Here is a 22,967-nt window from a genome sequence, read left to right on the forward strand (position 1 = left end):
CGGCGCGGGCGGTTCCCGGTGAGGCCCCGGGCGCCCGCCTGAACCGCCCCCCGGATTAGCGAAAGGGTGATCCCATGCTGGACGACAAGTACCCCCCGGTCAAAGCCGGCCCGCCGCGTCCCAGCGGCCTTATCCAGCCGCGCGTCTTCTCGATGCCGCCGGGAACCGAGCGCTACGTCGTCGAGGGCGCGGGCGCGATCCTGATCCGGGTCGAACCGGGCGACCGGATCGAGGTGCAGAATACCGAGGGCGGCCAGCCCTGCGAAATCGTCTGCGCCGATCCCAAAGGCGCCACCGATCCCGGCATCCTGGGCGTTCCCGCGACGGATGAGCCCAAAGGGTTGAGAGCGCTTGTCACAAGCGGCGATGCCTCGCTGCGCAGCCTGCGGCTGGGACTCGAGGCGCGCGGCATCGACCTTTCGACGGCGCGCGCCATCACGCTCTTCGACAGCCGGACCCCTGCCGGCACCTCGGAAAGCTTCACCGCCAGCCGCGAGGGCGTGGCGATCATCGCCGCGCCGGGCGGCATCATGGATTTCGACGCGCAGGACACGGCCACGCCGCTGACGGTGATGGTGCGCCGCGCGGTCATCAAACACGCCCCGCGTTTCGAGCTGCCCGACCCGCTGGCCGATCCGGTCAGCGACATCCGCGTCCATTCCGCCACCGCCGAGGCCTATTTCGTCAAGGCGGGGGATTACATCCAGATCCTCGATGTCGACGGGCGGCAATGCACGGATTTCCAATGCTTCGCCGCGCGCAAGCTGGACAAGGGCGTGATCCACGCGCTGGACGTGACGACCACGCGGACGCTGATGGAACACGCCTATCCGATGCCGGGGCTGCACGCGAAATACTACGACCACGACATGCTGCCGCTGGTCGAAGTGGTGCAGGATACCTGCGGGCGCCATGACGCCTTCGCACTGGCCTGTTCGGCCAAATATTACGACGACATCGGCTATCCGGGCCACGTCAATTGCTCGGACAACTTCAACGCAGCCCTCGCGCCCCATGGCGTGACCGCGCGGCGCGGCTGGATGGCGATCAACTTCTTCTTCAATACAGGGCTCGACGAGCACGGCGTGATGTATTCCGACGAGCCGTGGTCACGCCCCGGCGATTATGTCCTGTTGCGCGCGCTGACCGATCTGGTCTGCGTAAGCTCTGCCTGCCCCGACGATACCTCGGCCGCGAATGGCTGGAACCCGACCGACATCCATGTCCGCACCTATAGCGGCAAGGAAACCTTTCAGCGGGCCATTGCCTATCGCCCGACGCCCGACTCGGAGCCGAAAATGACCAAACAGACTGGCTTTCACGACAGTTTCGCCCGCTTCACCCAGAATTTCGTCGAGTATAACGGCTATTGGCTGGCCAGCAGCATCGCGACGGCCGGGCCGATCGAGGAATACCACGCCTGCCGCCAGAAGGCGGTGGTGATGGACCTCAGCGCGCTGAGGAAATTCGAGATTACGGGGCCGGACAGCGAGGCTCTGTGCCAGTATGTCTTTACCCGCAACATGAAGACCCTGCCGGTGGGCGGCGTGGTCTATACCGCGATGTGCTATCCGCATGGCGGCATGATCGACGACGGCACCGCGTTCCGTCTGGGCCGCGACAATTTCCGCTGGATCGGCGGGTCGGATTACGGCGGCGAATGGCTGCGCGAGAAGGCGGCCGAGCTGGGGCTGAAGGTGCTGGTGCGCGCCTCGACCGACATGCAGCACAACATCGCGGTGCAGGGGCCCGAAAGCCGCGAGATCCTGAAAAAGGTGATCTGGACCGCACCGCACCAGCCTCGCTTCGACGCGCTGGACTGGTTCCGCTTCACGCCCGCGCGGATCGGCGATGCCGAGGGGATCCCGGTGGTCGTCTCGCGCACCGGCTATACCGGCGAGCTGGGCTACGAGATCTTCTGCCATCCCAAACACGCCGGCGCGGTTTTCGACGCGGTGTGGGAGGCGGGGCAGCCGCACGGGCTGACGCCGATGGGGCTGGAAGCGCTGGACATGCTGCGGATCGAGGCCGGGCTCATCTTTGCCGGTTACGATTTCAGCGATCAGACCGACCCGTTCGAGGCCGGTATCGGCTTCACCGTGCCGCTTAAGTCTAAGCCCGACGATTTCATCGGTCGCGACGCGCTGATCCGGCGCAAGGAGCATCCCGCGCGCAAGCTGGTGGGGCTGGATATCGACAGCAATGTCGCGGTGCATCACGGCGATTGCGTCCATATCGGGCGGGCACAGATCGGCGAGGTGACGTCCTCCATGCGCTCGCCGCTTCTGGGCAAGAACATCGCGCTGGCCCGCGTCGACGTGGCCCATCACGCCGAGGGCACCGAGGTCGAGATCGGCAAGCTGGACGGTCACCAGAAGCGCCTGCCCGCGCGAATCGTGCCCTTCGCGCATTACGACCCACAGAAGACGCGCCCGCGCTCGTGAGTACGACCCCGCTCGACGCGCTGGGCGGCGAGGCGGCTCTGCTCCGGCTTGTCACCCGGTTCTACGACCGGATGGAAACCGATCCGGCGGTGCATGCCCTGCACCGGCTGCATTTTCGCGGGCATGGCCTGTCGCATACCCGGCAGGCCCAGTTCGAGTTCCTGTGCGGGTTTCTGGGCGGGCGCGCCCATTACCGCGAGCGGCATGGCCACATGAACCTGCGCGAGATTCACGCCCATGTGCCGATCCGCAGCGTCGATGCCGATCTGTGGCTGCGGACCTTCGATGCGGCGCTGCAGGATTGCGCGATGACCGGGCCGGTGGTCGAGCGCCTGCGCGCCACCTTGCGGCGTGCGGCGCACAAGCTGGTCAACGACGTGCCCGACTGGCGGGATGGGGCAGGGTGATTCTCGGACCTCTGGTTCCGGCGACCGGAAATGCCGTGTTCCCAGGGGTCCAATCTGCCCGGATTTTAAACATTGGTATGGACCAATGCATTTTTTGACCGCTATGCTTTCCGCAGGGAGAGCGCCGGGGCCAGCGGGACAAATTTCGTCGAGCCTCAGTTTTCAAAGCCGGGTCAATGTTTTGCACAGCGTTTCGGCGCTTGGATGCTTGCTGCCCGGAAATTTCCCGGCAGGAAATAAATGTGAACTAAAGTGTTGATTTTCACCGGTCACTGCGGCTGAATGCGGTGAAACCACATGCCTTGGGAGGTCAGTTCATGGCGATTATCTACAGAACCTCGGCGCTTGCGCAGCGCCATGCCGAAATCGGCGGCGAGCTGGAAGATTGGAACGGCATGGGCACCGCCTGGTTCTACGACCACAGCGACGAGCGTGCCGAGGCGGATTACCTTGCCGTGCGGACCAAAGCGGGCCTGATGGATGTCTCTGGTCTGAAAAAGGTTCATCTGGTTGGACCTCATGCCGCTGCCGTCATCGACCGCGTGACCACCCGCAATGTCGACAAGATCATGCCGGGCCGCGCGATCTATGCCTCGATGCTCAACGACGACGGCAAGTTCATCGACGATTGCGTGATCTACCGGCTGTCGGTCAATCACTGGATGGTCGTCCACGGCGCAGGCACGGGCCACGAATCCATGGCCATGGCCGCTTTCGGCAAGAATGTCGCGATGATCTTCGACGACGCGCTGCACGACATGTCGCTGCAGGGGCCGGTGGCCGTCGATTTCCTGGCCAGGCATGTGCCCGGCATCCGCGATCTCGCGTATTTCGGCATCATGCAGACCAAGCTGTTCGGCAAGCCGGTGATGATCTCGCGCACCGGCTATACGGGCGAGCGCGGCTACGAGATCTTCTGCGAAGGCCGCCACGCGATCGAGCTGTGGGACACGATCCTGTCCGAGGGCAAGGATATGGGCATCCGGCCCGTGCAGTTCTCGACCCTCGATCTGCTGCGCACGGAAAGCTATCTGCTGTTCTTCCCCGGCGACAATTCCGAAACCTTCCCCTTCGCCGATGAGCCTGCCGGCGACACGCTGTGGGAGCTGGGCCTCGATTTCACCGTCTCGCCGGGCAAGACCGGTTTCCGCGGGGCCGAGAACCACTATGCGCTCAAGGGCAAGGAGCGGTTCAAGATCTACGGCGTGAAGCTTGAGGGCACCACCAAGGCCGATATCGGCGCCAAGCTGGTCAAGGACGGCAAGGAAGTGGGCCTTGTGACCTTCGGGATGCATTCGGGGCTGAACAACCACAATGTCGGCATCGCCCGGATGCCCGTCGATTGCGCCGTGCCGGGGGTGAAGATGGTGGTGGTGAACGCGGACGGCACCGAGATCCCCTGCGTGACCGAAGAGATGCCCTTCTACGACAAGGACAAGTCGATCCGCACCGCCAAGGGCTGACCCCTTTGACAGGCGCCGCCGGGAACGGGGGCGCCTGTGTCGCAACAGGCAACAGGACAACGGGAGTGACCGCCGCGATGTCGAAATTCCAGTTCCCCAAGAGCATTGCGAGCCGCCCGGTCTATGGCACCCTCGCGCCGCGACCGGGCAAGGCGCATCTGATGATGGCCGATGCCGAGGGCGCCGAGGCGCTGCTCGATCTGGCCGCGCAGGATGCGGGCCTGATGGGCAAGGCGCATATCCTTTATATCCCGCGCGATACCGGCCAGACCTATACCGACCGGCTGCGCGCGCTGGAGCCCGCGCAACTTTATGTGGGCCCCAGCTTTGACGCGGCTTTGCCGCGCCTGCGCCGGGTGCTGTCGGACGCGCATATGGGCCTGCAGGTCTATCTGGCGGGAACCGAGGGCCTGATGGGGCGCGCGGCGGCCGAGGTCACGGCCGCGGGCATCCCCCTTGGCGCGGTGCAGACAGAGCATCGCGGCTCGGTCGCGCGGCGGATGCAATGCGTCCATTGCAAGGGCATCACCGAGGACGTCACCACCGACCCCTTCACCTGTTCGCATTGCGGGCTGAACCTGTTCGTGCGCGACCATTACTCGCGCCGCCTTGCCGCCTTTCAGGGCGTGTGCATCGATGCCGAGGATCCCGGCAACGTCCCCGAACCCGTGGAGCTGTACAAATGAGCGCCGCCCCCCAGAAAGCCAAGGCCGGCGCCGAGAAGATCGAGGTGATCGTCAGCGCCGTCGTCCCGGTCAACGACCTGGTCACCCGCTTCGAGTTCCGGCGCCCCGACGGCGCGCCCTTCCCGCCGTTCTCGGCCGGGGCGCATACGGTCGTCGAGATGAACGACGCGGGCCGTACGCGCCTGAACCCCTATTCGCTGATGTCGGACCCCGCCGATTCCGGCACCTACGCCATCTCGGTCCGCCGCGACGATCAGGGGCGGGGCGGGTCGCTGTTCCTGCATCGCAACGTGAAGCCCGGCGACCGGATGACGCTGTCCTATCCGGTCAACCTGTTCCCGATCGATCTGCGCGGGCGCAAGCATGTGTTTCTGGCCGGCGGGATCGGCATCACGCCCTTTCTTGCCATGATCGCGCAGCTTGAGAAGCTCGGCGCGCGGTGGGAGCTGCATTACGCCTGCCGCAACGAGGCGCTCGCCTCCTATGCCGACGTTCTGACCGCCCGCCATCCCGGCAAGGTCCGGATCTATTACGACGACCGCAAACAGGCGATTCCGCTGGGCGATCTGCTCGACGGACAGCCGCTGGGCACGCATGTCTATGTCTGTGGCCCCAAGGGCATGATCGAATGGGTGCACCGCACCGCCACCGAACATGGCTGGCCCGACGACAACGTGCATTCCGAGGAATTTCTCGCCCCGCAGCCCGGCCAGCCCTTCGAGGTGCGGCTGTGCAAATCCGACATGACGATCACCGTGGGCGAGAATGAAAGCCTGCTGGAAGCCATGGAGCGTTGCGGTGTCGACGCGCCCTTCCTGTGCCGGGGCGGCGCCTGCGGACAATGCGAAACCGATGTCGTCGAGCATGACGGCGAGTTCATCCACCGCGACCACTGGCTGGAAGACGATCAGCAGGCGAGCGGCACCAAGATCATGCCCTGCGTCAGCCGCTTTGTCGGCCCGACGCTGGTTCTGGACCGATAGGGAGCATCGAATGACCATCCAGTTCAACGACGAGACCTTTCGCGGCGATTACTCCTTCCGCAACTCGCCCTGGGCCATCAGGCGCTTCCCGTTTCCGTTCCACGAAGACAGTTACATGTACTCCGTGAACATGGAGCAGCATCGCGGCGGTCCGGCGGGATCGGTCTATGAAAAGCGCTTCGATGTCGACGAGCATTACGTCTCCGAGATGCGCGACCGCGCGATCGTGCTGGCCGAGGATCCGCTGCGCTGCCAGTCGCTGCCGCATATGACGCTGGCGGGCTGGGACCTGCTGGAGCTCATCATGGTCTCGAAATCCGAGGATTATCCGGACCTGTTCGAGCTGCACCGCGACGGCGAACGCTGGCGCTGGGTGAACAGGCCTATGGGAATCGACGATACCTTCACCTTCATGGACGAAACCACGCTGCCTTACGGCCCGATGGAATACATCACCCGCCAGACGCAGGGCGATTTCGCCGTGCTGGATCAGCGCGACGACAATCTGTGGATGGATGCCGGGATGGTGACGACGCAGGCGGACTGGTCGCTGGATTTCGATATCGGCATGAATTTCTTCGAATGGCACGCTCCGGTGCCGCTGGCGCATGAGATGGGGATCTTCAAGCGCGCGCTGAAATTCCTGATGAACGTGCAGCAAGGCGCGCCGGCGCGGCGGCTGAACTGGACGATGACGGTCAACCCGCTGCTGGATACCAGCCCCGAGAATTACCACAAATGGGGCATCCAGAAGACAGAACTCACGCCAGAGAATATCGGCGCCAAGCAGCATCTGCGGGTCGAGCTGCAGACCTTCTACCGGCTGCCGCGCTCGAACGCGCTGGTGTTTCCGATCCGCTGCTACCTGATCGCGTTTCAGGATCTGGTCACGGTGCCCAAATGGGGCCGCCGCCTGCACCGGGTGATCCGCGATCTGCCGGACGAACTGGCGACCTACAAGGGTTTCATCGCCAACCGGCCCCTCATGCTGGATTACCTGAGCCGATACGATGACGGGTTGCCCACCTCGCCCGGCGTCTGGCCCGATCTGGACACCGAGCCGCCGCTGCAGAAATGAGATCCGGCCCCCCGCAATCCGGGGGGCTTTTCACTTTTCGCGCGGGTAGCTGATGATCGACAGGTAGCGCGCGGGGAGTTGCACCAGCCGTTCGGGCCCGTGCGGCGCGTCGGCATCGAAGAACAGCGTGTCACCGGGTTCCAGCGGATACATTTCGGCCCCGTGGCGGTAATCGACCTTGCCCTCCAGCATGTAGATCATCTCAATCCCGTCGTGCTGAAACGTCTTGAACACGTCCGATTCGGAATCGAGCTGGATCAGGTAAGGCTCGACGATGACCCCGCTGGCATTCGAGCCGATATGGCCCAGAAGCTTGTATTGATGCCCCGCGCGGGTGCCCGCCCGCTCGATCTCGACCCCGCGCCCCGATTTCGTATGCACTGCCTGCCGCCGCTCCTCGTATCCCTTGAAAAACGCGGTCAGGGGCACCGACAGGGCATCGGCCAGTGTTTGCAAGGTGGTCAGCGAGGGCGAGGTGTTGCCGTTCTCGATCTTTGACAGCATGCCGATCGACAGGTCGGTCAGCCGGGACAGCTCGGCCACGGTGATGTTCTGCTGCTTGCGATACGCGCGGACCTCGCGACCGATGGCGACTTCGAGGATCTTTTCGCGCGCGTCGCGCAGGCTGTGCGGATCCTGTGTCAGCCTGGACCCCGTTTCGGTCGCCGCGCCCTTGGTCATGCCGTGTGTCTCTCTTCCGCAAGCCGGCCCTGCTGCCGCAAGCCCGGATCCGTGCCCCAGTGTGGGCGCTCCATAGCGCAGGGCGGCGCAAAGGGCGACCGTCCTCGTGTGGTCGGCGCCTCAATCCGCTTCCTTCCGGGCGCGCAGCGACGACGGCGGCGCGCCGAACTGCGCGCGAAAGGCTTCCGTGAAGTTGGCCTGACGCGCAAAGCCCGTCATCAGCGCGATTTCGGACAACGGCAGACGGGTCGAGACGATCAGGTCGCGCGCGGTTTCCAGCCTGATGCGGCGATACTCGGCCATCACCGAACGGCCGAGGCTGGCATTGAACTGCCGCTGCAATTGCCGCGCCGAAAGCCCGGCCAGCGCGGCAAGCTGGTCGTGCGACAACGGGTCGGCGATATGCGATTCCATCAGCTCCAGAGCCGCTGTCACCGGCCCGGGCAGGGCGCCGTAACGCGCCGCGATCGAGGCGGTCTGCGGCGCCTCGGGGCTGCGGATCTCGGTCTGGATGAACCAGTCGGAAATGCGCTGGGCGAAAGCCGTGCCATGCGTGCGGGCGATGATCGCGTGCATCATGTCCAGGGGCGCCGCGCCGCCCGCGCAGGTATAGCGGTCGCGGTCGATGACGAAGAGCCGGCGCTCCAGCAGCCAGGCGCCGCCCAGCGCCTCGAAATCTTCGTAATGGTGCCAGTGGACGGTGAAGCGGCGCTGGTCCAGAAGCCCGGCCTTGGCCAGGATCACCGCCCCGCCGGAAATGCCGCCCAGAGCGATGCCCTGACGGTCCGCCTGCCTGAGCCACGCGAACAGCGCGGGGTCGGAGACCCGCGCGGGATCGCCGCCCGCCGCCACGAAGATCAGGTCGAAATCGAGCGCCACCTCGCGATAGGGGCGGGTCGGAAAGCTGGCGCCCACCGACGACAGGGCCGCGCCGCCGTTGCGTGACAGCAGCGTCACCTCGAACGCCTGACCGTCCGAAAACAGGTTTGCCGCCCGCAACGGTTCCAGCGCCGAGGCGGTCGACAACAGCGCGTGTCCGTCGATCAGCAGAAAGGCGATGCGTCTCATGGCAGCTTTTCCGGTCAGTCCGGATTTCGCAATAGGATGACCGGAAAAGGAAAGCAACCGGCCCGGCCCCGGACGGAAAACGGATCCTGTTCAGGCCGGGCAGGCGGGTCGGGACAACCAGTGCCGCCAGTCCGGTCGCACGACCTGACCAATTGGGCGAATCTTTGGCGCCCGACCTCATTCTTCCTGCAGCGGATCGAACGCGGGACGCCTTTTTTTCAAGACCGGAAGACGTGCACGTTGCGCGCATATTTTCATCTTTCCGGGCCTGCCAGTCGCTTTCCTGACCCAAATTCATGCGCTATAAAATTCTTAAGAAGAAAAAATTTTGACTGAAAGTGATTCATTCCGCTCTGATTGTCGTCACTGAGTGAGCCACAGCAAGAAATTGGTTCAGGCCAAACCGGCTCGGGACAAACGACAACGCATAACGGGAGACTGACGTGGAACAGGAACTCGCATCCCTGACGGCCTCGATCGCCGAGATACAGGCGAACCTTGCCGCCACCAACGGCACGTTTTCGGAGACCTTCTATTATCTGACGATCCCCCTCATGGTGCTGATCCATGCCGGGTTCCTCGCCTACGAGATGGGCGCCTCGCGGTCGAAGAACGCGCTGGCCTCGGGCATCAAGAACATCCTCGCCTTCGCGATGATCGTGCCGTTCTTCTATTTCATCGGCTGGTGGATCTACTGGGCCTTCCCCACAGGGCTGACGCTGTCCGAGGGCGCGATGGGCATTTCGGGGCTGGCCTATGCCAATGACATCGCCCTGCCCTGGAGCGACTATATGGGCCCCAACCTTGACGATCGCTCGTCGGGCGTGTTCTGGGGCGCCTTCGTGCTCTTCGCGGCGACCACCGCGTCGATCATGTCGGGCGGCGTGATCGAGCGTATCAAGCTGACGGGCTTCGTCGTGCTGGCGATCGTGCTGGGCTCTTTCGTGTGGATCCTTGGCGGCGCCTGGGGCTGGCACGCGGATGGCTGGCTGGTCACGCAATTCGGCTATCACGATTTCGGCGCGGCGGGTGTCGTGCACATGATCGCGGGCTTCTTCACGCTGGGCGTGCTGATCAATCTCGGGCCGCGAATCGGCAAGTTCAACGCCGATGGCAGCGCCAACCACATCGCCGGTCACTCCATGCCGATGACGCTGATCGGGCTGATGCTGATCATCGCCGGGTTCTGGGGCTTCCTGATGGGCTGCGTCATCGTCCCGGGCGAGGCCTGGTCGTGGGGCAACGCGATCGAGGCCACGATCTATGGCACGCCGATGACGATCTCGGGCATGACCTTCAACACGCTCATGGGCTTTGCCGGCGGCATCATCGGCGCCTGGATGGTGACCCGCGATCCGTTCTGGATGATGTCGGGCGCGCTGGGCGGGATCATCTCGTGCGCGGCGGGGCTTGATCTGTGGTACCCGCCGATGGCTTTCGTGATCGGCTTCCTCGGTGCCGCGATGATGCCCTTCGTCGCGTCGTTCATCGAGCGCCGCAAGATCGACGACGCGGTCGGCGCCTTCGCGGTGCACGGGTTCCTCGGCATGTGGGGCGTGATCGCGGTCGGCATCGCCGCGCAAGGCTATCCCGCGCTGTTCGGCGAGGACGTGATCCAGATCTCGTTCACCGGCCAGCTCATCGGCGCCGTGGTGATGGGGCTTCTGGGCTTCGTGCCGGGTTACGTCGTGTCCTTCATCCTGAAGGCCACGGGCCAGCTGCGGGTTCCCGAAGAGGCCGAGATCCGGGGTCTCGACGCGGTCAAGGTTCCGGCCTCGGCCTATCCCGAAGGGCTCAACATCTCGGTCAGCCCGGCTGAATAATCAACACAGGGAAGGAAAACATCATGGAAGCTCCGTTCACCGCGACCTCCTGGGATGGCATCACCGGCGCGATCTATGCGGGCCACGGCTCGGTCGAGGGGATGTGGGTCGCCGCCAGCCTCGCGCTGGTCGTCGTCGCCATCATCTTCGGCTGGCGCCACGAGCACCACGCCTACAAGGCGCTGAAGAAGTAACGTCTGACAACCTCGGTCCGGCCGGGCAATAGGCCCGGCCCTTCCGGCGGCGCCCCGGCGCCGTCGGTTTTTTGCCCCCGCACGCCGCGCATCCGCCGCGTCACGACACGAAAGGCCCCGACCATGTCCTGGATCCTGCTGGCAATCGCCGGACTGCTAGAAATCGTCTGGGCGACGACGATGAAGGCCTCGAACGGCTTCACCGTGCTGGTGCCCAGCATCGTCACCGTGGTGGGCATCGTCGCCTCGCTCAGCCTGCTGGCCGTGGCGATGAAGGAGCTGCCCGCCGGGCCGTCCTATATGGTCTGGACCGGGATCGGCGCGGTCGGCACCTTCATCGCCGGCGTGATCCTGCACGGCGAGGCGCTGAATGCCACGCGCATCGCCGCCGCCGTGCTGATCGTTGCGGGCATGACGCTGATGAAGCTCGACACCTGACGCCCCGCCCCGACGAACGCCCCCGCGACGCAGACGGGGATGTCTGCGCGCGGGGCGACGCGGTCAGCCGACGTGTTCGGCAAACAGTTTTTCGGTGCGTTTCTGGGCCATCGCGGCGGCTTCGGGATGGAAGCTGGCGCGGCGGTCGCAATTGAAGCCGTGATCGGCCTCTTCGTACAAATAGAACTCGCAATCGGGCCGCGCCGCGCGCACCGCCTCGTAGTTCTCGGGCGGAATGCCCTTGTCCAGCGCGCCGTAATGCAACTGCACCGGGCAGCGCGGTTTCTTGTCGGCGAAGTCCTTGATCTTGCCGCCGTAATAGCACGAGGCAGCGGCGATCCCGTCCATCTCGGCAGCGGCAAGGAAGGCGACCGAACCGCCCAGGCAATAACCCACGATCCCGACCTTGCCGTATTGCGCCAACTCGGCGCGCGCGGCCTCGGTGTCCAGCATCACGCCGTTCCAGTCCAGCTTGGGGATGAAGGCGCGGGCCATGGCGATGTCGTCGGGCTCGTAGCCGCATTCGAAGTCCCGCTCGATCCGGTCGAAAATCGCGGGTGCCAGCGCCGCATATCCTGCTGCGGCGAACCGGTCGCACATGTCGCGGATATGGACGTTCACACCGAAGATTTCCTGGATGACGACGATGCCGCCGCGCGGCGTTCCCTGCGGCAGGGCCAGATAGCCCCCCAGGTCGTGCCCGTCGCTGGCGGTAAGGGTGATGGCGGTCATGATGTCTCCGTTCTTTGGGGCCCCGTCGGGGCGATGGGTCTCAGCGCAGAAGGCCGCGCAGGTTGTCTTGCATGTCCACAAGCGCAGGCAGGAACGTGTCGGTGAGCGCAGCGGCGGCATGGGTCGAGGCCGCAAGCCCGACATTCAACGCCGCCGTCACCCGCCCGTGGCTGTCGAAAAGCGGCACGGCGAGCGACCGCAGGCCGATTTCGACCTCTTCGTCGATCACCGCGAAGCCCTGCGCGCGGATCCGGCCCAGCTCTTCAAGGATCTGCCGGGGATCCGTCATGGTATGCGGTGTCCGGGCGGGCAGGGGGGCGGTGCCCAGGATCTCCGCCGCCGTATCCCGTGCCAGCGCGGCCAGCAGCACGCGGCCCATGCTGGTGCAATAGGCGGGCAGTCGCGAGCCGGGCATCAGCGCGATGGACATCACCTTGCGCTGCGCGGCGCGGGCGACATAGACGATCTCGTCCCCGTCGAGGATCGAGACCGAGGTGCTTTCGCCGATCCGGTCCGACAAGGCGTCCAGATGCGGCTGCACGATCTGCGGCAAGGGCATGGTCGCAAGGCAGGCGGTGCCCAGCCTCAGCACGCGGGGCTTCAGGGTGAAGAACTTGCCGTCGTAATCGGCATAGCCCTCATGCGCGAGCGTCAGCAGGCAGCGCCGGGTGGTCGCGCGGTCCAGCCCGCAGGCCGCCGCAGCCTCGCTGATCGACTGGCGGGGGCGGTCGGCGGTGAAGGTCTCGATCACCCGCAGACCCTTGGCAAGCCCGCCCATCAGATCCCGTTCGATGCCCATGACTTGCCTGCCCGACTGCCGCGCCCTTCGATCACCGGCACGATAGCGCAGCCACGGCAGGCGCAAAACCCTTGCCGGTCTGCAACGTGGAAAAGGGGGCGACAGGGACCGCCAGAGTGCGCGTGTTTCGACCGGATTTGCCAATCTCCAGTTAAATAAACGATTTTTTCGCTCTTCCGTCATCCCGCGATTTCTGTATTACTATCTGTATACAGCACTGTATGAGGGCAGCATGGACAGGACTCATAACCAGCTCAATGGCGCGGAAGCGGTGGTGCGCATGCTTGAAGCGCACGGCGTGACGCATGTCTTCGGGCTGTGCGGTGATACCTCGCTGCCGCTCTACGACGCGCTGGCGCGGCTCGATCACGGCATTACCCATGTCCTGACCCGCGACGAGCGCAGCGCCGCTTACATGGCCGATGGCTATGCCCGCGTGACCGGGAAGGTCGGCGTGTGCGAGGGGCCGTCGGGCGGGGGTGCGACCTATATCCTGCCGGGGCTGGTGGAAAGCAACGAAAGCTCGGTCCCGGTTCTGGCAATCACCACCGATGTGCCGGTCAGCGCGCGGGGCCATTTTCCGCTGACCGAACTGGACCAGACGACGCTCTATCGCCCGCTGACCAAGTGGAACAAGGTGATCGACACGGTGGGCGAGATCCCGCAGACGATGCGCACCGCCTTTCGCGCGATGACGACGGGCAAGCCTGGCACGGCGCATATCGGTCTGCCCTATGACGTGCAGAAACAGCCCGCGCCCGACGCGAAGATCTGGGCCCAGCCCGAGCATGGCCGCTATCCCGCCTGGCGCCCGGGGGCGAACCCCGCCGAGATCGGGCGCGCGGCGCAGGCGATCCTGTCGGCGAAGCTGCCCGTCTTCGTCTGCGGCGGCGGCGTGGTGATTTCGGGCGCCGAGAGCGCGCTGGCCGCGCTGGCCGAAAGCCTGAATGCCCCGGTCTGCACCACGATCAGCGGGCAGGGTTCGCTGTCGGATGACCATCCGCTGATGGTCGGCGTGGTCGGCGCGAATGGCGGCGTGGTGCAGACGCGCGAGGTGCTGTCGAAGGCCGATCTGGTGGTCTTCATCGGTTGCCGCGCGGGCTCGACCTCGACCGAGCACCGCACGGTGCCCGGCCCGGGCGTGCCGATCGTGCATATCGATATCGACCCGATGGTGATTTCCTGCAACTACCAGACCGAGGTCGGCATCGTCGCCGATGCCCGCCTTGCGCTCGAAGCGCTGGGCGAAGCGGTTGGCGCGGGGCTGGACGGCCGCTTCGACGGCGCCGGCGACGGCGCGGCGCTGGCGAAAACCGCGCGCGACGGCAAACGCGCCGATTTCGCCGCGCTGGCCGCGTCGACCGATAGCCCGGTCAAGCCCGAGGCGGTGATCGACGCGCTCAACCGGCTTTTGCCCGACAATGCCGTCCTGGTCGCCGATCCCGGGACGCCATGCCCCTATGTCTCGGCCCATTACCGCCAGAAGCGGGCAGGCCGTCAGGTCATCACCAACCGCGCGCAGGGTGCGCTGGGCTATTCGATGTCGGCCGCTGTCGGCGCGTGGTTCGGGCGCCCCGACGCGACGGTGCTGTCGCTGATGGGCGATGGGAGCTTCGGCTTCACGGTGGGCGAGCTGGAAACCATCCGCCGCTTCAACGTGCCGCTGAAGATGATCGTCTTCTCGAACTCGGTCTTCGGCTGGATCAAGGCCAGCCAGAAGGCCGGCTACGAAGAGCGCTATTTCTCGGTCGATTTCAACCGCACCGATCACGCCGCCGTCGCGCGGGCCTATGGCGTCGAGGCCTGGACGGTCGATGACCCGGCCAAGCTTGACGAGACGATCCGCGCCGCCCTGGCGCATGATGGCCCGGCGCTGATCGATGTGATCAGCCAGCCGCTGCAGGACACGGCCGCCCCCGTGAGCCAGTGGATGGGCTGAGGGACGACCCGCCCCGGCGCGCGTAGCAAGCCGCGCGCCGGGGCGGTGGCACCCGGACACAGAATCCGGGGCCTGAACACGCTGGCCGGGACCAACCCCGGTCCGATCCAACCCTTGGGCCTCGCCCCCGATCAAGGCCCCCGATCAAGGAGTGACAGGGATGTCCCAATCGAAGTTTCACCTGAACCGCCGGCATTTCCTGGCCGGAACCGCCGGGCTGGGCCTGGCCAGCACCCTGCCGGGCCTGGCCCGCGCGCAGGAAAACGTTTCGGTCACCCAGTTCATCTGGACCGGCGCGCAGGAACCCGTCCCGCGCCGGATCGCCGAGGAATACGTCGCCGCCAATCCGCATGTCACCATCGACATGATTGCCGGGACGAACGGCGCGACCTTCCCGCAGCTTCAGGCCAGCCGCGATATCGACCCCGAAGACCCGCTGCTGAATCTGGGCTTCTTCAACATGGACGCGACCGAGCGCGGCAAGCTCGTGGACATGTGGCTGCCGATCACGCCCGACAACGTGCCGGCGGTGGCGAATATCCTGCCCGATTACCGGCAGGAAAATGATCTTGGCGCGTTCTTCTGCATGGATGTCTGCGGGCTGGTCTATAACACCGACTATTTCGACGAGGCCCCCGATAGCTGGGAAATCCTGTTCGACCCGGCCTTGCGCGGCAAGGTAGCGATGTTCGACGGTTTCTGGCCGGGCAACGGGCTGGTCTCGACCGCGCTGATCAATGGCGGGTCGGAAGACGATATCGAGCCGGCGATGGCGATCTATGAACAGGCTGCGCGCGACGGGCAGATCCATTCGCTCTTCACCTCGAACAGCCAGGCGCAGCAGCTTCTGGTTTCGGGCGAAGTCGTGGTGATGCCGCATTTCCGCGGTGTCGCGCTGCCGTGGCGCAATGGCGGCGCGCCCGTCGATTACGCGGTGCCGAAAGAGGGGCAGGTCGCCTTCCCCGAAGGCTTCCAGGTCGTCAACGGCTCGACCGAGGCGCAGCTCGATGTGTGCTACGATCTCGTCAGCAAATCGCTTGAGCCGCAGAACGTGCTGGATTACTGCCAGACCGCCTATGTCGTGCCGCTGATGGACAATGTCGACCTGCCCGAGGACATGGCTGCCGACCCGGCGATCTCGCCCGAGGCCATCGCCAATGCGCAGAAGCTGGATTACGCGAAGATCGCCGCCAATGGCCCGGAATGGTCCCGGATGTGGAACCGCCGCGTGAAGGCGAATCTCTGATCTGACCGCAACCGATACGCGGCCCGGGCTGGTCTTCACCCTCTCCCTGTACCAGATCCGGGTCGCGTGTCCCGTTTTCCGGGGCGCACTGTTTCGCCGCCGCCCCGGAAGCGGGCCCCAAACACGGGATGGCTCATGGCCGATATCGTCCTTTCCGCCGTCGACAAGATCTTCGGATCCGACCGCGTCGTCAGCAATGTCGATCTCACCGTCGAGAATGGCGAGTTCTTCTCGCTTCTGGGCCCGTCGGGTTGCGGCAAGACCACCACCCTGCGGATGATCGCGGGGCTTGAGACGCCGACATCGGGCGATGTGACGATCCGCGGCCAGCGCATGAACGACGTGCCGATCAACAAGCGGCCGACGAATCTCGTGTTTCAGAAAATGGCGCTGTTCCCGCATCTCGACGTGTTCGAGAACGTGGCCTTCGGCCTGCGCCTGAAACGGTTGCCGGGGGCCGAGATCAAGCGCAAGGTGGGCGATATCCTTGACGTGGTCAGCCTGACCGGGTTCGAGAAACGCGCGGTGTCGCAGCTTTCGGGCGGCCAGCAACAGCGGGTGGCGATTGCCCGCGCGCTGGTGAACGAACCCGCCGTGCTGCTGCTGGACGAACCGCTCGGCGCCTTGGACCTGAAGCTGCAGCTTCACCTGCAGCGCGAATTGCGGCGCATCCAGAAGGCCACCGGGACGACCTTCATCTACGTTACCCATAACCAGGCCGAGGCTCTGTCGATGTCCGACCGGCTGGCGGTGATGAATGGCGGCAAGATCGAGCAGATCGGCACGCCTGCCGAGATGTATCTCAGACCCGCGACCAGTTTCGTGGCATCCTTCATCGGCCGCACCAACCTGATCGAGGCGCGGATTGACAACGTCACCTCGGGCGCGGCGCATCTGAGCCATGAGGGCCTGCCGCTTTCCGTTCCGGCCGAGGAACTGGGCGCGGGCGAGACAGTGATGCTGTCGCTGCGTCCCGAACGGATCGAGATCCGTGCGCCCGGCGCCGAGGGCATCGACGCCACCGTGACCGAAGCCGAGTTCATGGGCTCGACCGTGCTCTACCGCATGAAGACCGCCTCGGACCGGACGCTGATCGTGCAGACGCTGGCCGACCGGGCGCCGCTGCGCGATGGAGAGAGCGCCCGGATCGGCTGGGCTCCGGACGCCGCCGTGCAGATCCGTCAGACCTCGGTCGCGGAGGATATCGAATGAGCGGGGCCACTGCCACGCCGCTTGCCGCGCCGCTTGCCGCGCCCGGTCGCGTCCTGCCGCGCTGGGTGCGTCTGGCGCTGCTGATCGGGCCCGGCTTCTTCCTGATCGTGCTGCCCTTTTTCGGCGCGATGGTGATGCTGGGCACCTATTCGCTGAACCTGCGCGACGCCAACGGGATGGGGATGGGCTTGTCGCTGTGGATGGATTTCGCCTCCGACGGTTTCAACTGGTCGGTTCTGTGGAACAGCGTGCGCATCGCGGGCATTTCCACGATCCTGTCGGTGGCGCTGGCCTATCCGGTAGCCGCAGCGCTGTTGCGGGTCAGAAGCCGCGCCTTTCTGGCCTTTGCCTATATCGCGCTGTTCTCGCCCTTGTTGATGAGCATGGTCAGCCGCGCCTATGGCTGGCTGCTGTTGCTGTCCGATAACGGCTTCGTCAATCAGACGCTGGGCTTGCTGTTCGGCATCGACCCGATCCGGCTGGTGTTCAACGAAACCGGCGTGATCATCGCCATCGTCCATGTCGTGCTGCCCTATGCGGTGCTGCCGATCCTGAACACCATGACGCAGGTGCCGCCCGTCTACCGCGAGGCCGCGCTGGATCTGGGCGCCTCGGGCTGGACGGTGTTCCGCCGCGTGACCCTGCCGCTCACGCTGCCCGGCGTCATCGTCGCCGCCGAGATCATCTTCGCGCTGTCCGCGTCGGCCTTCGTCACGCCCAGCCTGCTGGGCGGCGGACGCGTGCTGACGCTGTCGCAGCTGGTCTACGAGAATATCGGCATGATCGAATGGGGCATGGCCGCCGTTCAGGCCATCGTGCTGCTGGTCACGGCTCTGGCGGTGCTGTTCGTGCTTGAACGTGTCAACCGCGCCACCCATGCCGCGAGGGAGAGCTGAGATGCCCGAATCCCGGTTGAAATTCTGGACGCTGCGGGCGGTGCTGATCCTTGTCATCGTCTTCATGCTGTCGCCGATCCTGATCGTCGTGATCAACAGCTTCAACGCCTCGCAATTCAGCGCCTGGCCGCCCGAGGGCTTCACGCTGGACTGGTATCGCCGGGTGCTGGATAACCCCGCTTTCCGGCGCGGCGCGTGGAATTCGTTGCAGGTGGGCGTGCTGTCGACGCTGCTGGTGCTGATCCTTGGCACCCCCATCGCCTATGCGCTGGCCCGTATCCGGATGCGCGGTCTTGCCGCTTTCCGCGCGGTGCTGTTCGCGCCGCTGGTCGTGCCGCGCGTGGCCATCGGTTTCGCGCTGTTCGTGCTGTTCATCGTGCTGGCGCGGCCGCTCTACGGCAGTTTCGCGGGCGTCGTGCTGGCGCATTCCATCCTGATGCTGCCCTTCGTCGTGGCGATCCTGACCGCCAGTTTCGGCGAGGTCGATCCCATCGTCGAGGAAGCCGCCCGCGATCTGGGCGCAAGTCCCCTTCAGGCCTTCCGCCTTGCGGTTCTGCCGCAGATCAAGGGCGCGCTGCTGGTCTCGGGGATCTTCGCTTTCATCACCTCGTTCGACGAGGTGGAAACCACGATCTTCATCGTCCGGCCCGATGTGAACACGCTGCCGGTCGAGATGTACCTGTTCCTTGAACAATACCAGGACCCCACGCTGGCCGCCCTGTCCACGCTGCTGATCGTCTTCACCTTCGCGGTGATCCTGATCGTGCCCTTCGTGGTCCGGGGCAATGCGCTGCTGAAAATGATGGGGTCGGGGAGATAATCTGATGAGCGACAAACGCTACCGCCTGGGCATCGATATCGGCGGCACCTTCACCGACCTGTTCGTGGTCGACGAGGTTTCAGGTGCAACGCTGTCCTTCAAGACGCCCTCGGTCCCGTCGGACCCGGCGCAGGCGGTGCGCAATGGCGTGCGGATCCTTGAGGAAGAACACGGCATTCCCGCCGCGCAGATCGGCTACTTCGTGCATGGCACCACGCTGGGCCTGAATACGCTGTTGCAGCGCAACGGCGACCGCGCGGGGCTTCTGGTCACCAAGGGTTTTCGCGACGTGCTGGAGATCGGCCGCCTGCGGCTGCCCGATCCGACAAATTACTATGTCGAGCGTATCAAGCCCTTGATCGCCCGCGACGATGTGCGCGAGATCGACGAGCGGCTGGGCGTCGATGGCCGGGTCATCACCCCGCTCGATCTGGACGCGGCCGAGGCCGCTGCGCGCGACCTGCTGGAGGCGGGCGCAAAGACGCTGGCCATCGTTTTCCTGCATTCCTATCGCAATTCCGTGCATGAGGCCGCACTTGCGGCCCATCTGCGCCGCGTCTTCCCCGGCACCTATGTCTGCGCCAGCCACGAGGTCTGGCCCCAGCAGCGCGAATACGAACGCGGGCTGGTGACGGCGATCAACGCCCATATCGGCGATCGCATGAAGCACTATTACGCCCGTTTGCACGACGACATGGCCGAGGCCGGGCTGACCGCGCGGCTGATGACCACCAAGTCGAATGGCGGCATCATGGCCGCCGCCAGCGCCGCCGAGGCGCCTGTCGAAACGCTGCTGTCGGGGCCCGCCTCGGGGGCGATGGGCGCGCTGATGGTCGGGCGCTCGGGCGGTTACGACAAGCTCATCGGCTTCGACATGGGCGGCACCTCGGTCGATGTGGCGATCATCGACGGCGACGTGCTCTATTCCACCGAAAGCCGGATCGGGGATTTCCCGCTGATCATGCCCGCCGTCGATATCTCGTCCATCGGCGCGGGTGGCGGGTCGATCGCGTGGCTCGATGCCTCGGGCATTCTGAAGGTCGGCCCTCACAGCGCGGGCGCGATGCCCGGCCCCGCCGCCTATGGCCATGGGGGCGAGCAGCCCACCGTGACCGACGCCTATGTCCGCATCGGTCTCTATGCCCCCGACCGCGTGCTGGGCGGCGGGCTGCGGCTGGATCGCGCCAAGGCCGAAGCCGCGTTGCAGACCATCGCCGCCCCGATGGGGCTCAGCACCGCCGAGGTCGCGCAGGGGATCCTCGACGTGACGACTGCCAACATGTTCGCGCAGTTCATGCCGCTCATGGCGCGCAAGGGGCTTGACCCGCGCGACTTCAAGCTGCTGGCCTATGGCGGCGCCGGGGCGCAGCATGCGTTTCTTCTGGCGCGCGAAGTGGGTGTCGACGCGGTGCTGGTGCCTGCCTCGCCGGGGACACTCTGCGCGCAGGGCAGTCTGGGCGCCGATCTGCGGCAGGACTTCATCCGCACTTTGCCCGCCCATGCCGGCGCCGCCTCGCTGACCGAAGCCTGGGACGCGCTGATGGCCGAGGGCGATGCCTGGCTCGATGGCCAGCCCGAGCGGATCACCGGCATCGAGCGGCAGCGCTCAGCGGATATGCGCTATCACGGCCAGAGCTTCGACCTGACCGTGCCGCTGCCCGAGGGCGAGGCGGTGTCCATCGACACGCTACTCACCGCCTTCCATACCGCTTACGAGCGGATCTACGGTTTTTCCGATCCCGAGGCGCTGGTCGAGATCACCAATGCCCGCGTCACCGTGCTGGGCCTGATCCCGCGCGTCGATGCGGTGCCGAAGATCGCCGAAGCGACGCCCGGCGAGCGCCCGCAACCGCGCCTGACAGCCCCGCTGATCGAGGATGGCGCTGAGGTCGATGCCGCGTTCTACGACCGCGCCACGTTGAAGGCCGGCCATGTCATCGACGGTCCCGCCGTGATCGAGGCGCCCGATACCACGATCTACCTGCCCGGCGATTTCACCGCCGAGGTGGACGCGTTCGGCAATCTCGTCGGGCGCTTGCGTGGCGTTACCGGCGCGGCAGAACACAGCATCGCGGAGGCCAGCGCATGAGCCCGATCAAGACCAGCCCCGTCCAGCTGGAAATCTTCCGCAACCGCTTTCAGGCAATTGTCGAGGAAATGGCCAGCGTCACCCTGCGCACCGGCTTCACCGTCTTCGTCAAGGAGACCGGCGATTTCGGCGCCTGCCTCGTCGCGCCCACGGGCGAGGTTCTGGCCGCACCGACCGAGGCCGCCGTCAGCCTGATGGTGGGCCTGCCCGGCTGGGAAGCGATCGGCGCCTTCGAGCACTACGAGGAAGGCGATGTCTGCATCGCCAACGATCCCGACACCACGCGCGGCCTGTCCACGCACCTGCCCGATATCTGGGTCTGGCGACCGATCTTCGTCGAGGGCGAGATCATCGCCTTTGCCTTCAACTTCATCCATTCCTCGGACGTAGGCGGGCGCGTTCTGGGGTCGATCACGCCCGTCGCGCGCGATGTCTGGGAAGAGGGGCTGCGCATCCCGCCCTTGAAGCTGATCAAGGCGGGTGTGATGAATGACGATGTGGTCAGGCTGATCTTGCTGAACTGCCGCATCCCGGATCAGAACTGGGGCGACATCAAGGCCGAGCTGGCCTCGCTCACCACTGCCGAACGGCGGGTCAAGGAATTGGCCGTCCGCTATGGCCGCGACGCGGTGCGCGACGGTATCGCCGACCTTCTGTCCAGCGCCGAGGAACGCGCGCGCAAGATCATCGCGACGATCCCCGACGGGCGCTATTCGGCCTCCGATTACATGGAGATCGAAGTCGGCGTCGACCGTCCGATCCGCATCGCCCTGACGATGGAGGTCCGCGGCGACGAGATCCTGCTCGACTTCACCGGCTCGGACCTGCAGGTGCGCGCGGCCTTCAACCTGCCCACCTATGGGCAGCCGGGGCATTACATGATGTCGTTGGCGATGCTGAACTATTTCCGCACGCTCGACCCCGAGATCCCCTATAATTCGGGCCTGACCCGCCCGATGAAAATGACCATCCCGCAGGGCACGATCCTGAACCCCGATCCGGGGCGCGCCTATGGCGTGCGCGCGGCGACCTTCATCCGGGTGATGGATTGCATCATGGCCTGTCTTGCACAGGCTTTGCCCGACGCGACGCCTGCAGCCTCGGCGGGGGCGATCGCCATCGTTCTGGTGTCGAACATGGACATGGAAACCGGCAAGCGGCGGATCACCGTGGCCCAGCCTTTGACCGGCGGATCGGGCGGGCGCCCGGCGCAGGACGGCGTCGATGGCACATCCTTTACCGGCGGCTGGCTGCGCAACGTGCCCAACGAGGTGCTCGAAGCCGAGATGCCGCTCATCGTCGAAGAATACGGATACGCCACCGACAGCGCCGCCGCCGGGCGGCTGCGGGGCGGGGCCGGGATCCGGTTCCGGATGCGCAACCTGCAGGACGGCACCGCCCTGACCGCGCGCGGGCTCGAGCGGTTCCAGTTCAATGCTTGGGGCAGTCATGGCGGCAAGGCGGGCGCGAACACGCAGGTGGTGCTGAACCCCGGCACCGACAGCGCGCGCGATCTGGGCCAGATCGATCTTGTGGAACTCAAGCGCGGCGACCGGGTCGAGTTTGTCTCGCCCACCGGCGGCGGCTACGGCGATCCGTTCCAGCGCCCGCCCGCTCAGGTGCTGGCGGATGTCGTGCATGGCTATGTCTCGCCCGGGGCGGCGCAGGCGCTTTATGGCGTCGTGATCGACGGCGCAGCCGTGGACGAGGCCGCGACCGAAAAGCTTCGCCGCGGCCACGAACCCGCCACCGGCACGGACAGGGGCGCCAAGCGCGCCGCGTTCGAGCGGGACTGGCCCGAAGAGGTGCAGGCGGCCATGATCGCGGCGCTTCTGGACCGGCCCGCACCCCAGCGCGACATGCTGCGCGGCCCGCTGGAAGCGGCGATCCTGACCGAGACCCGCGCGGGCAATCCGCCCGACCGCGCGCGCATCGACGCGCTGATCGACACGCTGTTCTGAGGCCCGCC

The 22,967-nt window shown here is 65.6% G+C and carries 20 protein-coding genes; 16 read left to right on the forward strand and 4 right to left on the reverse strand.

Going from position 1 to position 22,967, the window contains the following annotated elements; translation table 11 throughout:
• Positions 1-74: 74 nt before the first annotated feature.
• The 6 genes from C4N9_RS08320 to C4N9_RS08345 all read left to right on the forward strand — a co-directional run bounded on the left by C4N9_RS08320 (position 75) and on the right by C4N9_RS08345 (position 7,061).
• Complete coding sequence (locus tag C4N9_RS08320; RefSeq protein ID WP_109532851.1) at positions 75-2,444, forward strand: trimethylamine N-oxide demethylase; 2,370 nt, start codon at positions 75-77, stop codon at positions 2,442-2,444.
• Positions 2,441-2,851, forward strand: coding sequence for a group II truncated hemoglobin (locus tag C4N9_RS08325; protein WP_109532852.1), 411 nt, complete (start codon positions 2,441-2,443; stop codon positions 2,849-2,851). The genes C4N9_RS08320 and C4N9_RS08325 overlap by 4 nt, the downstream gene beginning before the upstream one ends.
• 317 nt (positions 2,852-3,168) lie before the next feature.
• Positions 3,169-4,314: an aminomethyl transferase family protein gene (locus C4N9_RS08330; protein WP_109532853.1), complete on the forward strand. Its 1,146-nt coding sequence runs from the start codon at positions 3,169-3,171 to the stop codon at positions 4,312-4,314.
• 77 nt (positions 4,315-4,391) lie between these two features.
• Complete coding sequence (gene dmmA, locus C4N9_RS08335) at positions 4,392-5,000, forward strand: dimethylamine monooxygenase subunit DmmA (protein ID WP_109532946.1); 609 nt, start codon at positions 4,392-4,394, stop codon at positions 4,998-5,000.
• Positions 4,997-5,983 carry a PDR/VanB family oxidoreductase gene (locus C4N9_RS08340; protein WP_109532854.1) on the forward strand — a complete coding sequence of 329 codons (987 nt, stop codon included), beginning with the start codon at positions 4,997-4,999 and terminating at the stop codon, positions 5,981-5,983. Before dmmA ends, C4N9_RS08340 begins: the two co-directional genes overlap by 4 nt.
• A gap of 10 nt (positions 5,984-5,993) precedes the next feature.
• Positions 5,994-7,061 carry a heme-dependent oxidative N-demethylase family protein gene (locus tag C4N9_RS08345; protein ID WP_109532855.1) on the forward strand — a complete coding sequence of 356 codons (1,068 nt, stop codon included), beginning with the start codon at positions 5,994-5,996 and terminating at the stop codon, positions 7,059-7,061.
• A 30-nt stretch (positions 7,062-7,091) separates the two neighbouring features.
• Here C4N9_RS08345 and C4N9_RS08350 read toward each other — a convergent pair whose 3' ends face one another.
• Both C4N9_RS08350 and C4N9_RS08355 read right to left on the reverse strand, forming a co-directional pair.
• A complete protein-coding gene (locus C4N9_RS08350) occupies positions 7,092-7,742 on the reverse strand; it encodes a helix-turn-helix domain-containing protein (RefSeq protein WP_109532856.1) in 651 nt (216 codons plus the stop codon).
• A gap of 120 nt (positions 7,743-7,862) precedes the next feature.
• The gene (locus tag C4N9_RS08355) at positions 7,863-8,810 is read right to left on the reverse strand and encodes a GlxA family transcriptional regulator (protein WP_109532857.1); all 948 of its coding nucleotides are present in this window, start codon (positions 8,808-8,810) and stop codon (positions 7,863-7,865) included.
• A 443-nt stretch (positions 8,811-9,253) separates the two neighbouring features.
• Between C4N9_RS08355 and C4N9_RS08360 the strand changes: the two genes are divergently transcribed.
• The 3 genes from C4N9_RS08360 to C4N9_RS08365 all read left to right on the forward strand — a co-directional run bounded on the left by C4N9_RS08360 (position 9,254) and on the right by C4N9_RS08365 (position 11,265).
• Positions 9,254-10,633, forward strand: coding sequence for an ammonium transporter (locus tag C4N9_RS08360; RefSeq protein WP_109532858.1), 1,380 nt, complete (start codon positions 9,254-9,256; stop codon positions 10,631-10,633).
• A gap of 23 nt (positions 10,634-10,656) precedes the next feature.
• A complete protein-coding gene (locus C4N9_RS21860) occupies positions 10,657-10,827 on the forward strand; it encodes a hypothetical protein (RefSeq protein WP_168192169.1) in 171 nt (56 codons plus the stop codon).
• Positions 10,828-10,950: 123 nt separating this feature from the next.
• Entirely contained in the window at positions 10,951-11,265 is a 315-nt protein-coding gene (locus C4N9_RS08365; protein ID WP_109532859.1) for a DMT family transporter, read from the forward strand.
• 63 nt (positions 11,266-11,328) lie between these two features.
• Here the strand turns inward: C4N9_RS08365 and C4N9_RS08370 are convergent, their stop codons facing one another.
• Positions 11,329-11,997: a dienelactone hydrolase family protein gene (locus C4N9_RS08370; protein WP_210403998.1), complete on the reverse strand. Its 669-nt coding sequence runs from the start codon at positions 11,995-11,997 to the stop codon at positions 11,329-11,331.
• A gap of 40 nt (positions 11,998-12,037) precedes the next feature.
• Entirely contained in the window at positions 12,038-12,796 is a 759-nt protein-coding gene (locus tag C4N9_RS08375) for an IclR family transcriptional regulator domain-containing protein (protein WP_109532860.1), read from the reverse strand.
• 232 nt (positions 12,797-13,028) lie between these two features.
• Between C4N9_RS08375 and C4N9_RS08380 the strand changes: the two genes are divergently transcribed.
• From C4N9_RS08380 to C4N9_RS08410, 7 genes are all read left to right on the forward strand, one after another.
• On the forward strand, positions 13,029-14,735 hold the full coding sequence (locus C4N9_RS08380; protein ID WP_109532861.1) for a thiamine pyrophosphate-binding protein: 1,707 nt from the start codon (positions 13,029-13,031) through the stop codon (positions 14,733-14,735).
• A gap of 160 nt (positions 14,736-14,895) precedes the next feature.
• Entirely contained in the window at positions 14,896-15,981 is a 1,086-nt protein-coding gene (locus C4N9_RS08385) for an ABC transporter substrate-binding protein (protein ID WP_109532862.1), read from the forward strand.
• A gap of 135 nt (positions 15,982-16,116) precedes the next feature.
• On the forward strand, positions 16,117-17,193 hold the full coding sequence (locus C4N9_RS08390; protein ID WP_109532863.1) for an ABC transporter ATP-binding protein: 1,077 nt from the start codon (positions 16,117-16,119) through the stop codon (positions 17,191-17,193).
• Positions 17,190-18,089: an ABC transporter permease gene (locus tag C4N9_RS08395; protein WP_109532864.1), complete on the forward strand. Its 900-nt coding sequence runs from the start codon at positions 17,190-17,192 to the stop codon at positions 18,087-18,089. Before C4N9_RS08390 ends, C4N9_RS08395 begins: the two co-directional genes overlap by 4 nt.
• Before the next feature lies 1 nt (position 18,090).
• A complete protein-coding gene (locus C4N9_RS08400) occupies positions 18,091-18,909 on the forward strand; it encodes an ABC transporter permease (protein ID WP_168192170.1) in 819 nt (272 codons plus the stop codon).
• A 4-nt stretch (positions 18,910-18,913) separates the two neighbouring features.
• On the forward strand, positions 18,914-20,998 hold the full coding sequence (locus tag C4N9_RS08405; RefSeq protein WP_109532866.1) for a hydantoinase/oxoprolinase family protein: 2,085 nt from the start codon (positions 18,914-18,916) through the stop codon (positions 20,996-20,998).
• Positions 20,995-22,959, forward strand: a complete 1,965-nt coding sequence (locus C4N9_RS08410; protein WP_109532867.1) for a hydantoinase B/oxoprolinase family protein — start codon at positions 20,995-20,997, stop codon at positions 22,957-22,959. Before C4N9_RS08405 ends, C4N9_RS08410 begins: the two co-directional genes overlap by 4 nt.
• The last annotated feature ends 8 nt before the right edge of the window (positions 22,960-22,967 follow it).

It is taken from the genome of Pararhodobacter marinus (assembly GCF_003122215.1).
Classification (GTDB): Bacteria; Pseudomonadota; Alphaproteobacteria; order Rhodobacterales; family Rhodobacteraceae; genus Pararhodobacter; species Pararhodobacter marinus.

What these genes read in the sequence shown, in the direction of transcription:
- C4N9_RS08375 (WP_109532860.1), bottom strand. Translation starts at nt 12,796, where the DNA reads ATGGGCATCGAACGGGATCTGATGGGCGGGCTTGCCAAGGGTCTGCGG.
- C4N9_RS08370 (WP_210403998.1), bottom strand. Translation starts at nt 11,997, where the DNA reads ATGACCGCCATCACCCTTACCGCCAGCGACGGGCACGACCTGGGGGGC.
- C4N9_RS08390 (WP_109532863.1), top strand. Translation starts at nt 16,117, where the DNA reads ATGGCCGATATCGTCCTTTCCGCCGTCGACAAGATCTTCGGATCCGAC.
- C4N9_RS08395 (WP_109532864.1), top strand. Translation starts at nt 17,190, where the DNA reads ATGAGCGGGGCCACTGCCACGCCGCTTGCCGCGCCGCTTGCCGCGCCC.
- C4N9_RS08330 (WP_109532853.1), top strand. Translation starts at nt 3,169, where the DNA reads ATGGCGATTATCTACAGAACCTCGGCGCTTGCGCAGCGCCATGCCGAA.
- C4N9_RS08365 (WP_109532859.1), top strand. Translation starts at nt 10,951, where the DNA reads ATGTCCTGGATCCTGCTGGCAATCGCCGGACTGCTAGAAATCGTCTGG.
- C4N9_RS08355 (WP_109532857.1), bottom strand. Translation starts at nt 8,810, where the DNA reads ATGAGACGCATCGCCTTTCTGCTGATCGACGGACACGCGCTGTTGTCG.
- C4N9_RS08345 (WP_109532855.1), top strand. Translation starts at nt 5,994, where the DNA reads ATGACCATCCAGTTCAACGACGAGACCTTTCGCGGCGATTACTCCTTC.
- dmmA (WP_109532946.1), top strand. Translation starts at nt 4,392, where the DNA reads ATGTCGAAATTCCAGTTCCCCAAGAGCATTGCGAGCCGCCCGGTCTAT.
- C4N9_RS08405 (WP_109532866.1), top strand. Translation starts at nt 18,914, where the DNA reads ATGAGCGACAAACGCTACCGCCTGGGCATCGATATCGGCGGCACCTTC.
- C4N9_RS08380 (WP_109532861.1), top strand. Translation starts at nt 13,029, where the DNA reads ATGGACAGGACTCATAACCAGCTCAATGGCGCGGAAGCGGTGGTGCGC.
- C4N9_RS21860 (WP_168192169.1), top strand. Translation starts at nt 10,657, where the DNA reads ATGGAAGCTCCGTTCACCGCGACCTCCTGGGATGGCATCACCGGCGCG.
- C4N9_RS08385 (WP_109532862.1), top strand. Translation starts at nt 14,896, where the DNA reads ATGTCCCAATCGAAGTTTCACCTGAACCGCCGGCATTTCCTGGCCGGA.
- C4N9_RS08410 (WP_109532867.1), top strand. Translation starts at nt 20,995, where the DNA reads ATGAGCCCGATCAAGACCAGCCCCGTCCAGCTGGAAATCTTCCGCAAC.
- C4N9_RS08340 (WP_109532854.1), top strand. Translation starts at nt 4,997, where the DNA reads ATGAGCGCCGCCCCCCAGAAAGCCAAGGCCGGCGCCGAGAAGATCGAG.
- C4N9_RS08320 (WP_109532851.1), top strand. Translation starts at nt 75, where the DNA reads ATGCTGGACGACAAGTACCCCCCGGTCAAAGCCGGCCCGCCGCGTCCC.
- C4N9_RS08400 (WP_168192170.1), top strand. Translation starts at nt 18,091, where the DNA reads ATGCCCGAATCCCGGTTGAAATTCTGGACGCTGCGGGCGGTGCTGATC.
- C4N9_RS08350 (WP_109532856.1), bottom strand. Translation starts at nt 7,742, where the DNA reads ATGACCAAGGGCGCGGCGACCGAAACGGGGTCCAGGCTGACACAGGAT.